This window comes from Gryllotalpicola kribbensis (assembly GCF_039538245.1).
GTDB lineage: Bacteria > Actinomycetota > Actinomycetes > Actinomycetales > Microbacteriaceae > Gryllotalpicola > Gryllotalpicola kribbensis.
Genome location: NZ_BAABBX010000005.1, coordinates 55447 through 68768, shown reverse-complemented (window position 1 = coordinate 68768; position 13322 = coordinate 55447). Strand labels below are relative to the sequence as shown.

Below are 13322 nucleotides of genomic sequence, written 5' to 3'. Positions count from 1 at the left end.
CACTGCTGCGGCTACCCGAGAACGCGGTCGAGGTAGGGATTGCGGAACAGCCGGCCCGGATCGAGGCGGTCGCGCACCGCGAGGAAATCGCCGAAGCGGGGGTAGGCGCCCGCGAAGAACTCGGCATCGCGCGTGTGCAGCTTCCCCCAGTGCGGGCGACCGCCCGCGGCGACCATGATCTTCTCGACCTCGGTGAAGTACTCGAGCTGATCGGCCCGGGTCTCGCGGTAGTAGCGGTGCACGGCGATGTAGCCCGTCTCGCGCCCGTAGGCGGTCGAGAGCCAGGTGTCGTCGGATGCCGCGGACCGCACCTCGACCGGGAAGGAGATCCGCCAGCCGCGCCGCTCGATCAGCCTGTCGAGCTCGCGCAGCGCCTCGGGAACGGCAGCGCGCGGCAGCGCGTATTCGAGCTCGCGGAAGCGCACGGAGCGGTTCGTGACGAAGACCTTGGGCGAGGCGTCCGTGAACTCGCGGTCGCCGGTGAGTCGCCCGGCGAGTCGGTTGACGCGCGGGATCATCGCGGGCGCGAGCGTCGCGAGCGCGCACAGCCCGCGGTAGAGACCGTTCGCCGTCACCTCGTCGTCGAACCACCGGCCGACCGGGTTGAGTGGCCGGCGCGGTGCATCGCCGGGAAGCCGCGTGTTGGTCTTGGTGAGCGCGAGCCGGGTGTGCGGGAACCAGTAGAACTCGAAGTGGTCTGAGCCGGCCGACCGCTCGAGATAGCCGTCGAGCACCTCGGGCAGCGGCTCGGGCCGCTCGACGGCGTGCAGGGTGAACGCCGGGACGCACTGGATCGTCACATCGACGAGGATGCCGAGCGCCCCGAGGCCGACGCGCGCGGCAGGCAGCAGCTCGGCGTTCTCGGTCTCGGTGATGCGCAGCAGGTGCCCGTCGCCCGTGACGAGCGTGAGGCCGACGATCTGGGTCGCGAGACCGCCGAACGAGCCGCCCGTGCCGTGCGTGCCGGTGCTCGTCGCGCCGGCGATCGTCTGCCGGTCGATGTCGCCCATGTTCTGCAGCGCGAGACCGTAGGGCGCGAGCAGCTTGGGCAGCTGCCACAGCCGTGTGCCTGCGGCGAGGGTGACGCGGGCGGATGCCTCGTCGACGGCGACGACGCCGGAGAGCCTGTCGAGCAGCAGCTGCACGCCCTCGGCGACGGCGATGCCGGTGAAGGAGTGCCCGGCGCCGATCGCCTTGATGGTGAGCCCCTGCCGGGCGGCCGCCTGCACCGCGCGCTGCACCGCCTCGGGCGAGTCCGGGGTCTCGATGCGCACGGGGTGCACGGATTCTGTGCGCGACCAGTTGCGCCATTCGGGGGCGCGCAGGGCTTTGGGTCTCCATTCGCCTGCGGCGAGTCGACCGGCGGAGGGCGCGGTCACAGGAACGCCCTCCCCTCGCCGCGATAGCTCGGCACCGAGCCGACCGCGGCGCCGTCGCCGACCAGGGCGAACTCGTTGACGTGCTCGGCGAGCTCGCCCGACTTCGTGTGGCGGAACCACACCCGGTCGCCGGGGCGCAGCGCCTCGGCCGCGGCGCCCGAGAGCGGGGTCTGGACCTCGCCCGCCATCTCGCGCGGCGCCATCTCGAGCCCCGCGGGCCACACGGGGCGCGGCAGCCGATCGGGCCCGGGCGGCCCGGAGGCGATCCAGCCGCCGCCGAGGACCGTGGCCGTCTCGCGCCGCGGGCGGCGCACGACCGAGAGCGCGAACGCCGTCGCCGGAGCGGGGGCGAATTCGCGGTAGTTGTCGAACAGGTGGCCGCCGAACAGCCCGCTGCCCGCGGCGATCTCGGTGCACGACGCGTCGGACGACGTGAACTCGAGCGACCCCGTGCCGCCGCCGTTCACGAACTCGAGCTCGGCGACGGCGCGCACGGACGCCACTGCCTCGGCCCTGCGCTCGAGCAGCTCGGCCTTCGACCGGCGCTGCATCCACCGCACGGTGCGGGCGAACGCCGGGCGACCCGCCGGGTCGTCGCCCTGGCCGGCGATCTGCGCCTCGTAGGACATCATGCCGACGAGCGCGAAGCCCGGCCGCTCCACGATGTGCTCGGCGAGCGAGCGCGCCGCCGCGGGCGTGTGCACGGGTGAGCGCCACACGCCGACGCGGCCGGCCGGCCCGTTCCACGACGCGTCGAGCTCGATCGCCACCCGCACGATCTCGCGCTGCCCCGGCGGCACGACGGCGTCGACGAGGTCGAGCTGTGCGACGGAGTCCACCATCAGGGTGACGCGCGCGGCCAGCGCCGCGTCGTGGGCGAGCCGCGCGATCGCGCCGCGCTCGGCCGTGGGGTAGCCGACCACGACGTCGCGGATGCCGGGGCGCCCCGGCTCGTCCGCGGCGAGCCAGAGCGCCTCGCTCAGCGTGTAGGCGAGGACGCCCTCGTAGCCGGGCAGAGCCAGCACCGCGTCGAGCACCTCGCGCACGCGCACCGACTTCGACGCGACGCGGATCGGCTTGCCCGCCGCGCGGCGCAGCATGTCGTGCGCGTTGTGCGCGAGGGCGCCGAGGTGGATGACCGCGCACGGCGGATCGAGCTCCCGCGTGGCATCCGTCAGCCCCTGCCAATACGCCGCCTCGTCACGCCACGGCTGCGTGGCCGGCTTCGCCGACACGTCGATCATGCAACGCTCCTCACTCGCGCGACCGCGAACGCCCCGCCGAGCGCGGCGACGCCGGCGAGGATGAACAGGCCGGTGAATCCGCCCAGCCAGAACACGACGATGCCCCCGAGCAGAGGCCCGAACGCCTGCGGAATGGCCCAGGCGATGTTCATGATGCCGAGGTCCTTGCCGCGGGTCTCGGGGTCGGGCAGCACCTGCGTCGCGAGCGCCTGGTCGACCGCGAGGAAGCAGCCGTAGCCGATGCCGAGCAGCGCGCCGCCGACGTAGGTCATGGGCAGCGACGGCAGGAACGCGAGCAGGAGCGCCGCGATCGCCTGCACCACGCTGGCGAGGAACACGAACAGCTTGCGGCGCTGCAGGCGGTCCGAGATGCCGCCGAGCGCGAGGGATGCCGCGATCACGAACACCATATAGACGAAGACGATCGGAATCAGGTCGTTCTCGGCGTTCCGGTCGCCGAGGCCGAACTCGAGGAAGTAGAGCAGCAGGCCGGTGCCGAACGCGTTGCCGAGGTTCACGAGGACGCGCGACAGCAGCGTCCAGCCGAAATCGGGGTGCGTGCGGGGCGAGATCCACAGCTCGCCGGCGATGCGCCTCGGGGTGAGCGGCGGCAGCCCCCGGGCATAGTGGCGGGGGTCGGGAACGACGAGCAGGAACGGCGCCACCAGCAGCGCGAGAGCGGCGGCCGCGAGCTCGTAGCCGCCCAGGGTGCCGAGGCCCAGGATCGTGACGAGCGCCAGCCCGAGGATGATGCCGATCGCCTGCGGGGCGCTCATCCAGCCCGAGACGTAGCCGCGCTGGCCGACCGGCACCTGGTCGGAGATCATGGCGGTGAGCGCGGCGGTCAGCACGCAGAACCCGGTCAGGGCGAGCGCCCAGCAGATCGCGATGCCGGCCATCGTCGTCTGCGCGCCGAGCGCGAGCAGGGCGAGCGCGAACAGCGCCGCGCCGCCCGCGACCCACGGCCGGCGGCGGCCGAAGCGGCTCGTGGTGCGGTCGCTGAGCGCCCCGGTGAGCGGGTAGGCGATGATCGCGCACACGCCCGCGATGCCCGAGACGACACCGAACCAGAGGACGTTGTCGACCCAGTAGTTCGTGCGCAGCTCGGTCTCGATCTGCGCGGGCAGCAGCAGCTGGATCGGCGTGAGCTGAGCCATCCACACCCCGAGCCACGCCGCGGCGAACAGCGCGATCCAGCGGCCCGTGACCGGGGTGAGCGGCTCGGTGCGGGTCGTGGCCGCGGCGACGTCGCTCATGCGCGCGGGTCGCCCTGTGCGGAGGCAGGTGCGGCAGCGGGCGCGCTCGCGTGCGCCTCGACCGCTCGCGCCGCCGACCGCGCCAGCGCGAGCGCCTCGCGGTCGTCGCGGCGCACGAGCCACGAGATGGTGATGCCGTCGGCCAGCGCGACGACCATGCGAGCGACGTCCGCGACGGGCGTGTTCCAGCGCCAGCCCGTGCGCCCCGCGGCGGCTTCGAGGGCCATCTGCACGAGGTCTGTGTAGCGCTCGTACTGCAGTCGCGCGAGGTGTGCCGTGCGCTCGTCGCGCAGCGCGTACTGCGTGAGCTCGAGCATGGCGCGCTCGCGCTCGGGCTCAGCCTTCACCGAGTCCAGGTAGCGCACGAGCCCGGCGTAGACGAGGTCGCCGAGCGCGGCATCCGTGATGTCGGAGCCGAGCAGCGGCGCGATCGCGCGGTATTCCTCGTTCACCGCCCGCTGCACGAGCTCGGCCATGAGCTCGTCATGCGACGCGAACACGTAGTGGAAGCTGGCGAGCGGCATTCCGGCCTCGGCGACGATCGCGCGCGTCGATGCGCCGGCGATGCCGTCGCGCGCGACGACGCGCAGTGCAGCGGCGATCAGCGCCTCACGTCGTTCGTTGGCCGGCATGTGAGCCAAGCGGATGCTCCCTCGCGTGGACTGGGACGATCGTCCCAGTTTCCGGAGAGGCTAGCGCATCAGCGACTGCCGGGGGAACCCGGCCCTCTTACCAGCGCTACCGGCCTCTCCTCGCGGCGTTGCGGTGACCATCACCTCGCGGCGGCTCCGCCTGCCAGTTCCCGTCCTGAGGCAGCCAATTGTCGAACTGCGTCCGGTGCCGATTCGGCCCGTCATGCCGGTAGATCACTTCGACCTCATCGCCCAGTTGTCTGCGCAGTTCAGTCGCCAGCGCAATCCCGGTCGCGATGAAGTCCTCTTCATCGCTGGGCGAAAGCCATTCGAAGTTCTGAGTCGGAAGCGCGTCGTAACGGTCAGCCCAGTCTTGCAAGCGCCCTCTGAGTTCTTCGGAAAGCGGCAGATCGGCCAGTTCTATCGGACCGAATCCTCCCGGCGAGCGGTCCCAGAGTGGCGGAGCCGAGTATTCGGCCATGAGCTCGATGCGCGCGTAGGCAGCCATGAGCCGAGTGTGGCACGTAGCGCGGAAAGCAGCACAAGGCCCGTAAACGGGCGGCTTGATCACTATTGAAATCCTATGCGAACGTTCAGCAAATGATAAAGAACAGGGGACTATCCGTGGTCAGAGTTCGCAGACTTGCATTGCTCGTATCGGCAATTGTGGTGGCTTGCGCGGCAAGCATTCCCGCGGGAGTGGCTGTCGCTGACACTTCGTCGTCTCCCGCCGATACCACCGCAACCGCAGTGCCGGGTGCCGACGATGGCACGACGAGCGATGTCGACGGGACACCGGACGAACTCGTGGACGGCGGCGACTCCGAGGACTCAGATTCCGTGGATCAGGACGACGACGACGCGTTCGTCGATGGTGTCTCGTCTGTCGAGATCGGTGGCCAGGACTTCGCGCTGACGACCACCCCACCCGGCAACACCAACTACGGGTCACCCCAGGGGTTTGGTCAGGGCGGCGTGCACACAGACGCCACCGTCAAAGCCATCGCTCCAGCCAACTGGCCCGCCTGCGGGTACAACGTGAAAGAAAGCAAGCTGGTGCATGAGTACATCCGACTCCGGGTTCGCGGCGGAGGCGGAATCGAGGGAACCACCGCGGCCCTACGTTGCGGCACTGACAAGTACGGGTACTTCCACATTCTCGACGCGCACATGAGCCAATGGGCTTCGGTTACGCCTTCGAGCCTCAACTGGCGCGACGTTGCAAACTGGTCGATGGATTGGATTCTCAGCGATCCAGACAAGGCCACCTACAACACGTCACAGCAGACATGGTGCTTCTCTCGCACGGTATACCTCGTGAAGAACAACAAGACCGTCGTCGCCACAATGACGCCGCACGTCGGACTGGGCAAGACTGCGCAGCGCATAATCACGGCATTCCCTGCGGGCAGCCAATGCACGGGGACCAATCTGGTCAAATAGCTGATCCCTCACCGCCGCCCCGCAAGGGCCCCTTCAGTCAGCGCGTTTGAGATGGCTGAGGGGGCTTTCCTCGCCAGGCCGTCGCCGGGCTGCGTCCAGTGCCTTTGAGACATATTGCAAGGGCTCCCTCGGCAACCCCGGCTGTAGTGCAAGAAGCGGCCCTGTCGCATCTGCGCCGATCGGGCCGAGTGGCACTCGGTTGCGAGGCAGCTGGCGTCGGACAAGGTCTAGCGGTTCCTGCGTGCCCCCGGCCGGGTTCGAACCGGCACTTGGCCGATTTTAAATCGGCTGCCTCTGCCAATTGGGCTACGGGGGCGAGCGCCTCACATGCCAGCGTAGATGCGAATTCGGGCCCGCCCACGAAGGGCGAGCCCGAATCACTGGCTGACGGATGCCTACTCTGCCGGCGTCTCGGCAGGAGCGTCGGCCGCAGCAGCCTCTTCGGCGGCCTTCGCCTCTGCGGCCCTCTGCGCGGCGGTCTTCCGCGAGGCGCGCTTCGGCGCAGCCTTGGCCTCGGCCGCCGGGGCGGCGTCAGCGGCGGGCGCCGGCGTCTGAGTCTCCGCGGCGGCAGGAGCGGCCGGAGCCGCCGGAACGGCCGGGGCCTCAGCGGGCGCGGCGGGCTTCGGGCGCGACGCGAACTCCTCGAAGTTGGAGCGCGGCGTCTGCACGGCGGCGATCGTCGCGAAGTCGCGGCCCAGGAAGAAGTTGCCGAGCCAGCCGAAGATCACGCGCCACTTGCGCTCCCACGTGGGCATGGCGAGGCCGTGGTAGCCGCGGTGCATGAGCCACGCGATGAAGCCCTTGAACGCGAGGTTGCCCGACTGGAACACACCGTCGTAGAGGCCGATGCTCGCCACCGCGCCGAGGCTCTTGTGGATGTAGTCGACCGGGTCCTCGCCGCGCAGGACAGCGATGAGGTTCTTGGCGAGGCGCTTGGCCTGGCGCACGGCGTGCTGCGCGTTCGGCACGCAGAAGCCGCCGACGCCCTTGCCGGTCAGGTCGGGAACCGCCGCCACGTCGCCGGCGGACCAGGCGCCCTCGATGACATCGCCATCGGCGTCGATCACACGCAGCGAAGCGTTGGTCGTGATGCGGCCGCGTGCCTCGATCGGCAGGTCGGTGTTGCGCGTGACGGTCGGCGTGGCCATGACGCCGGCGGTCCACACGATGAGATCGCTCTCGTAGACGTCGCCGTTCGACAGTTCGACGCGGCCGTTCTCGGCGCTCTTGAGCTGGGTGTCGAGGTGGATGGGCGCGCCGCGCTCGGCGAGCCGGTTGACGACCCAGTGACTCGTCTCGAGCGACACCTCGGGCATGATGCGCCCCATCGCCTCGACGAGGTGGAACTTCGTCTCTTCGAAGTCGATCTCAGGGTAGAACTTGAGCAGAGCCGAGGCGGCCGAGCGCAGCTCGCCGTAGGCCTCGATGCCGGCGAAGCCGCCGCCGACGACCGTGACGGTCAGCAGTCGCTCGCGGAGCGGGTCGCCCTTGGGCAGCACCGCGGCCTTGTCGAAGTTGGTGATGAGGCGGTCGCGCACGGCGACGGCCTCTTCGATGTTCTTCATGCCGTACGCGAGGTCGGCGACACCCGGAATCGGGAAGGTGCGGCTGACCGCACCGGCGGTGACGACCACCTGGTCGTACTCGACATCGAAGGGCTCGCCCACCACCGGCGTGACGGTGACCTTCTTCTCGGCGTTGTTGATGAAGGTCGCCCGACCTGCGATGAGCTTCGTGCTCTTCAGGTGGCGACGGTGGTTGACCGTCGCGTACCGCGGGTCGATGGAACCGGCTGCGACCTCGGGGAGGAACGGCTGGTACGTCATGTAGGGCAGCGGGTCGATCAGAGTGACCTCTGCCTCGCCCTTACGAAGGGATTTCTCCAGCTTCCACGCGGTGTAAAAACCGGCGTAGCCACCGCCGACAATCAGGATCTTGGGCACAGTTCAGCGACTCCTCGGAGGAAAAAGTGTGTCTCTAGCCTACAGGCGGTCAATCAGACGCCGTAATCGGCGCATTCGCAGACATCAGGGGACCAATTCCCACGTTCCAGGGCGAGGTCCCCGATCGGATTCACGCCCCGGCCGGCCGCCAGGGAGTGTGCCGCGAGCGCGTGCAGGCACTTCACCCGTGTGGGCATGCCGCCGGCGGAGAATCCCCGGATCTCATCGACGATCTCGATCGACTCGCGGTCTGCGAGGTACGCCTCGTGCGCCTTCCGGTAGGCGGCCTGCACGTCGGCGTCGGTCGCCAGCAGCTCTTGAAGCTCGACCATGACATGGTCGGCCTCAAGCCGCGACATCGCCGCCGTGGCGGCGGGGTGGCTCAGGTAGTACAGCGTCGGGAACGGGGTGCCTGCGCCGGGCAGCCGCGGCGCCGTCGCGACGACCGTCGGATTGCCGCACGCGCACCGGGCGGCGATGCCGAGCACGCCGCGGGCGGGTCGCCCCAGCTGCGCCGACACCACGGCGATGTCGCGGTCGCTGGCCGGTGCGAAGGGAGGAGTGCTCATCAGGCCATTCTCCCAGCAGCAGCGCCCTAGTGGCCGCCGCCGCCGGTCCCGGGCGTCGTCGCCGGCTTCTCGAGGATCGAGCGCAGCAGCGTCGCCGACCAGTCGCCGTCCTGCTGCTGCACCTTCGTGCTGACCTTCTTCGGCGTCTTCGCGGGCGCGGCGGGCAGGTCGTCGATGATCAGGTAGCTCGTCTCGCCCGGCATCACATAGAGCAGCCGGTCGCGCGCCTGCGCCTTGATGTAGTCGGGGTCGTCCCAGTTCTTGATCTGTGCGTCCAGCTTGCTGACTTCGGCCCTCTGATCGGCGTTCTGCTGCTGCAGCTTCGAGATCTGCTGCTGCTGGGCCGTGTACATGCGCACGGTCGGAGCGAGCACCAGCACGCCGAGCACCAGCACGCCGAACATGACGACGGCGAACCACGACAAGCGGATGCCGCGCAGCCAGCCCCGCGCATTGACGGCGGTGGTGCGGGCTGTCGACATGCTCCCGAGCGTAGGCGAGACGCGAAGGCGCGCCGCCCTATCCGGGCGGCGCGCCTTCTGAAAGAACGCTGGGTCTCCATTCGGCTTCGCCGAGTCGACCCGCGCTGCGGTCTCCATTCGGCTTCGCCGAGTCGACCCGCGGTTGCCTACTTCCCGAAGCGGGGGAAGGCCTTGGCACCGGCGAAGGTCGCGGCGTCGCCGAGCTCCTCTTCGATGCGCAGCAGCTGGTTGTACTTCGCGACGCGCTCGCTGCGGGCGGGGGCGCCGCTCTTGATCTGGCCCGAGTTCACGGCGACGACAAGGTCGGCGATCGTGGTGTCCTCGGTCTCGCCCGAGCGGTGCGAGAACATCGTGGTGTAGCCGGCGCGGTGCGCGAGCTCGACGGCATCGAGCGTCTCGGTGAGGGTGCCGATCTGGTTCACCTTGACGAGCAGCGAGTTGGCGACGCCGAGGTCGATGCCCTTGGCCAGGCGCGTCGGGTTGGTGACGAACAGGTCGTCGCCGACGAGCTGCACCTTGCGGCCGAGCGCCTCGGTGAAGGCCTTCCAGTTGTCCCAGTCGTCCTCGGCGAGCGCGTCCTCGATGGTCACGATCGGGAAGTCGTTCACGAGACCGGTGAAGTACTCGATGAGCTGCTCGGCGGTCCAGTCCTTGTTCTCGACGCGGTAGACGCCGTCGTTGAAGAACTCGGTCGCGGCGACGTCGAGGCCCACGGCGATGTCGGAGCCCGGGGTGAAGCCGGCCTTCTCGATCGCCTTGATCAGGAAGTCGAGGCCCTCGCGGTTGCTGGGCAGGTCGGGGGCGAAGCCGCCCTCGTCGCCGAGGCCCGTCGCGAAGCCGGCCGCCTTCAGCTCGCCCTTGAGGACGTGGTAGGTCTCTGCACCCCAGCGCAGCGCCTCGGCGAAGGTCTCGGCGCCGATGGGGGCGAGGAAGAACTCCTGGAAGTCGATGCCGTTGTCGGCGTGCTCGCCGCCGTTGATGACATTGAACAGCGGCACGGGAAGGACATGCGCGTTGGGGCCGCCGACGTACTGGTAGAGCGGCAGGTCCACCGAGTCCGCGGCGGCGCGGGCGACGGCGAGCGAGACGCCGAGGATCGCGTTGGCGCCCAGGGTCGACTTGTTGTCGCTGCCGTCGGCCTCGATCAGGGTGGCGTCGATGATGCGCTGCTCGGTGGCCTCGAGCCCCTCGACGGCCGGGCCGAGCACGTCGAGCACGGCGTCGACCGCCTTGGTGACGCCCTTGCCGAGGTAGCGGCCCTTGTCGCCGTCGCGCAGCTCGTAGGCCTCGAATGCACCGGTCGATGCGCCGGATGGGACAGCCGCGCGGGACACGGTCCCGTCGTCGAGCAGGACCTCGACCTCGACGGTCGGGTTGCCGCGGGAATCCAGGATCTCGCGAGCGCCAACGGCCTCGATAGCAGCCACTGTTTTCTCCTTCTGATGGGTGTCGGTCTCAAGACTAGTGAGCGGCCAGGCGGGGGTGGGAAGCGGGACTCCGGCCCGAAGACGGAAGTTTTTCGCCACGGCCCGCGCTGTTCAGCCGAGCGGTCGGAACTCCAGCTCGGCGACGGACGCGGTCTGCGCGTTCACGTTCGCGACCGCTCCGTATCCCGACTCCTCCGCGCGGGCGAGCAGGGCCTTCACGTTCTTGGTGCGCTTCTCGAGCCGCACGCGCTTGCCGTCTGCGACGAGCGCGGTCTGCAGCGCGATGAGCGTCGCGGGGGCCACGTCCTTGTCATGCAGCAGCACGACCGCACCCTCTGCGTCGGCTTCTGCGTCGGGAATGAGGTCGACGATGCGCTCGAACCCGATCGAGAAGCCGGCAGCCGGGGCATCCGTGCCCGCGAAGCGCCCGATCATGCCGTCGTAGCGCCCACCGCCGCCCAGGGAGTAGCCGAACTCGGGGTGCTGGATCTCGAAGATCGCCCCCGTGTAGTAACCCATGCCGCGCACGAGGTTGTGCGAGAAGATCAGGGGCACCTCGGGCGCGGCTGCCTTCACCGCGTCGCGGATCTGCCGCAGCTGCGCGTACGCGTCCTGATCGAGCCAGGCCGGCGCGTTCTCGCCCGTGAGGTTCCACCCGTCGTCGGCCAGCTCACCGAGGTCGGCGCGCGCCTGGTCTGCGAGGTCTGCGTCGAGCAGTTCGAGCGCCACGAGCTCGGCCACGACGCCGTCGACGCCGATCTTGTCCTCTTTGTCGATCGTGATGAGGGCGCGGTCGGTGCTCTTGGGCGCGATCTTCCACGAGGCGATCAGGTGCCGCAGGATCGCGCGGTGATTGATGCGGATGCGGCATCCGGCGAGCCCCAGCGCCGTCAGCGTCGCCGCCGTCGCCGTGATCAGCTCGACCTCGGCCAGGATGCCGGGCTCGCCGATGATGTCGATGTCGCACTGCACGAACTGGCGGTAGCGGCCCTTCTGAGGGCGCTCGGCGCGCCACACCGGGGCGATCTGGATCGACTTGAAGACGCCGGGGAGCTTGGCGCGGTTGGTCGCGTAGAAGCGCGCGAGCGGCACCGTGAGGTCGAAGCGCAGGCCCAGATCGGTGAGCGAGGCGAGGTCGCCGGATGCCGCGGCCGCGCTCACATCGGAGGAGTCGAGCCCCCTCTTGAGGATTCCGAACGCGAGCTTCTCGTTGTCGCCGCCGAGGCCGGAGTGCAGCCGCGCCGCGTCCTCGACGACGGGTGTCTCGATCTCCTCGAAACCGCGCGCCGCGTACTGCGAGCGGATGACGGCGAGGAGGCGCTCGCGCTTCGCCTTCTCGGCCGGCAGGAAATCGCGCATGCCACGAGGCGGGTTCACGTCTTGGGCCATAGGGCAATCCTCTCATCGCTGGGAATACGCCAGGAGCGCGTGGGACTTGTAGTTCACATGCCTGAACGATCCTCCGGGGTCGGGCTGCGCTCCGAGCGCGGCCCGGTCCTGCTCTCCCAGATGCTCGCCACGGGTCTCGTCGCGCTCGACTCGACGATCATCGCGACGGCCTCGACGTCGATCGCGAAGGACCTCGGGCACTTCCAGCAGCTGCCCTGGCTGTTCTCGGTCTACCTGCTCGCTCAGGCCGTGGTCGTCCCGATCTACGGTCGCCTCGCCGATGCCCTCGGGCGCAAGAACACCCTGCTGTTCGGCATCGCGCTGTTCCTGCTCGGGTCGATCCTGTGCGGTGCGGCGTGGTCGATGCCGGTGCTGATCGGCGCGCGCGTCATCCAGGGGCTCGGCGCCGGTGCCGTGCTGCCCGTCTCGATGACCATCACCGCCGACCTCTACACGCTGCAGGAGCGCGCCAAGGTGCAGGGCTACCTCGCCTCGGTGTGGGCCATCGCCTCGGTCGTCGGGCCGACCCTCGGCGGTGTGTTCGCGCAGCTCGGCATCTGGCGGTGGATCTTCTGGATCAACATCCCCCTGGGCGCCGTCGCGGTGTTCATGCTGTGGCGCTCGTACCACGAGAAGCGCGGGGCCTCCGAGCGCGAGCCGATCGACTACCTCGGTGCCGTGCTGCTGGCCGGCGGCACCACGCTGCTCTTGCTCGGGCTGCTCGAGGGCGGCCAGGCGTGGGCGTGGGGCTCGGCGATCGGCATCGGCATCTTCGTGCTGGCCGCCGCCCTGCTCGCGGCCTTCGTCTACGTCGAGCTGCGAACGGAGCATCCGATCTTCTCGCTCGCCTTGCTCAAGCGGCGCGTCGTCGCCGCCTCGACGATCGCGTCGCTCATGATCGGCGTCGTCGTGCTCGGCCTGTCGACCTACGTGCCGATCTACGCCCAGAGCGTGCTCGGTTTCGGCGCCCTGATCGCGGGCCTCGCGCTCGCAGCGCTCACGGTCGGCTGGCCCGCCGCCGCCTCGCAAGCCGGGCGCATCTATCTGCGCTGGGGCTTCCGTGTCACCTCGGTGATCGGCGCGCTGCTCGTCGTGCTGGGCACCGCCCTCACGCTGATGCTCGGGGCGCACTCGTCGATCTGGCTCGTCGCCATCTTCTGCTTCGTGATCGGCGCCGGCATGGGCTTCACGGCCGTTCCGTCGCTGATCGCCGCGCAGGCCTCCGCCGAGTACCGCGAGCGCGGCGCCGTCACCGGCACCAACATGTTCGCGCGCTCGATGGGCTCGGCGATCGGCGTCGCAATCTTCGGCGCGGTGGTCAACTCGCGGGTGACGCTGAACGCGGCCGGGGTGCCCGAGGGCGCGGGGCTCGCGAGCGCGATGCACCTCGTCTACCTGGCGATCTTCTTCGTCGCGCTCGTGCTGCTCGTGGCGGTGCTGTTCCTGCCCGCGCACCGGCGCGAGGCCGCACCCCAGACCGACACCGGGGCCGCTGTCGCCGCGTAACGGTTGCGCTGCTCGGATCCGCTCCGCGCTGTCCGGATCCGAGCAGCGTCCA

Annotated in this window: 12 protein-coding genes and 1 tRNA gene; 2 read left to right on the top strand and 11 right to left on the bottom strand. The window is 69.7% G+C overall.

The window, feature by feature from the left end:
• Positions 1-11: 11 nt before the first annotated feature.
• From ABD716_RS03570 to ABD716_RS03550, 5 genes are all read right to left on the bottom strand, one after another.
• Positions 12-1325 (bottom strand): D-arabinono-1,4-lactone oxidase, encoded by a 1314-nt coding sequence (locus ABD716_RS03570; RefSeq protein WP_344774298.1) that lies wholly within the window; start codon positions 1323-1325, stop codon positions 12-14.
• A 50-nt stretch (positions 1326-1375) separates the two neighbouring features.
• Positions 1376-2623 (bottom strand): alanine racemase, encoded by a 1248-nt coding sequence (locus ABD716_RS03565; protein WP_344773876.1) that lies wholly within the window; start codon positions 2621-2623, stop codon positions 1376-1378.
• Positions 2620-3879 (bottom strand): MFS transporter, encoded by a 1260-nt coding sequence (locus tag ABD716_RS03560; RefSeq protein WP_344773874.1) that lies wholly within the window; start codon positions 3877-3879, stop codon positions 2620-2622. The genes ABD716_RS03565 and ABD716_RS03560 overlap by 4 nt, the downstream gene beginning before the upstream one ends.
• Complete coding sequence (locus tag ABD716_RS03555; protein WP_344773872.1) at positions 3876-4511, bottom strand: TetR/AcrR family transcriptional regulator; 636 nt, start codon at positions 4509-4511, stop codon at positions 3876-3878. Before ABD716_RS03555 ends, ABD716_RS03560 begins: the two co-directional genes overlap by 4 nt.
• 106 nt (positions 4512-4617) lie before the next feature.
• Positions 4618-5019 (bottom strand): hypothetical protein, encoded by a 402-nt coding sequence (locus tag ABD716_RS03550; protein ID WP_344773870.1) that lies wholly within the window; start codon positions 5017-5019, stop codon positions 4618-4620.
• Positions 5020-5210: 191 nt separating this feature from the next.
• Between ABD716_RS03550 and ABD716_RS03545 the strand changes: the two genes are divergently transcribed.
• Positions 5211-5954, top strand: coding sequence for a hypothetical protein (locus tag ABD716_RS03545; RefSeq protein ID WP_344773868.1), 744 nt, complete (start codon positions 5211-5213; stop codon positions 5952-5954).
• A 242-nt stretch (positions 5955-6196) separates the two neighbouring features.
• Here the strand turns inward: ABD716_RS03545 and ABD716_RS03540 are convergent.
• The 6 genes from ABD716_RS03540 to hisS all read right to left on the bottom strand — a co-directional run bounded on the left by ABD716_RS03540 (position 6197) and on the right by hisS (position 11764).
• Positions 6197-6270: transfer RNA gene (locus tag ABD716_RS03540), tRNA-Leu, on the bottom strand.
• 79 nt (positions 6271-6349) lie between these two features.
• The gene (locus tag ABD716_RS03535) at positions 6350-7897 is read right to left on the bottom strand and encodes an NAD(P)/FAD-dependent oxidoreductase (RefSeq protein ID WP_344773866.1); all 1548 of its coding nucleotides are present in this window, start codon (positions 7895-7897) and stop codon (positions 6350-6352) included.
• Positions 7898-7950: 53 nt separating this feature from the next.
• A complete protein-coding gene (locus tag ABD716_RS03530) occupies positions 7951-8466 on the bottom strand; it encodes a DUF501 domain-containing protein (RefSeq protein WP_344773864.1) in 516 nt (171 codons plus the stop codon).
• A gap of 26 nt (positions 8467-8492) precedes the next feature.
• Positions 8493-8948, bottom strand: coding sequence for a septum formation initiator family protein (locus ABD716_RS03525; protein ID WP_344773862.1), 456 nt, complete (start codon positions 8946-8948; stop codon positions 8493-8495).
• A 146-nt stretch (positions 8949-9094) separates the two neighbouring features.
• The gene (eno, locus tag ABD716_RS03520) at positions 9095-10375 is read right to left on the bottom strand and encodes a phosphopyruvate hydratase (protein WP_344773860.1); all 1281 of its coding nucleotides are present in this window, start codon (positions 10373-10375) and stop codon (positions 9095-9097) included.
• Positions 10376-10486: 111 nt separating this feature from the next.
• Positions 10487-11764 (bottom strand): histidine--tRNA ligase, encoded by a 1278-nt coding sequence (gene hisS / locus ABD716_RS03515; protein ID WP_344773858.1) that lies wholly within the window; start codon positions 11762-11764, stop codon positions 10487-10489.
• Positions 11765-11821: 57 nt separating this feature from the next.
• Here hisS and ABD716_RS03510 point away from each other — a divergent pair, with 57 nt between their 5' ends.
• Positions 11822-13270: an MDR family MFS transporter gene (locus ABD716_RS03510; protein ID WP_344773856.1), complete on the top strand. Its 1449-nt coding sequence runs from the start codon at positions 11822-11824 to the stop codon at positions 13268-13270.
• Positions 13271-13322 lie beyond the last annotated feature (52 nt).

What these genes read in the sequence shown, in the direction of transcription:
- ABD716_RS03530 (WP_344773864.1), bottom strand. Translation starts at nt 8,466, where the DNA reads ATGAGCACTCCTCCCTTCGCACCGGCCAGCGACCGCGACATCGCCGTG.
- ABD716_RS03550 (WP_344773870.1), bottom strand. Translation starts at nt 5,019, where the DNA reads ATGGCTGCCTACGCGCGCATCGAGCTCATGGCCGAATACTCGGCTCCG.
- ABD716_RS03565 (WP_344773876.1), bottom strand. Translation starts at nt 2,623, where the DNA reads ATGATCGACGTGTCGGCGAAGCCGGCCACGCAGCCGTGGCGTGACGAG.
- ABD716_RS03510 (WP_344773856.1), top strand. Translation starts at nt 11,822, where the DNA reads ATGCCTGAACGATCCTCCGGGGTCGGGCTGCGCTCCGAGCGCGGCCCG.
- ABD716_RS03525 (WP_344773862.1), bottom strand. Translation starts at nt 8,948, where the DNA reads ATGTCGACAGCCCGCACCACCGCCGTCAATGCGCGGGGCTGGCTGCGC.
- hisS (WP_344773858.1), bottom strand. Translation starts at nt 11,764, where the DNA reads ATGGCCCAAGACGTGAACCCGCCTCGTGGCATGCGCGATTTCCTGCCG.
- ABD716_RS03555 (WP_344773872.1), bottom strand. Translation starts at nt 4,511, where the DNA reads ATGCCGGCCAACGAACGACGTGAGGCGCTGATCGCCGCTGCACTGCGC.
- ABD716_RS03560 (WP_344773874.1), bottom strand. Translation starts at nt 3,879, where the DNA reads ATGAGCGACGTCGCCGCGGCCACGACCCGCACCGAGCCGCTCACCCCG.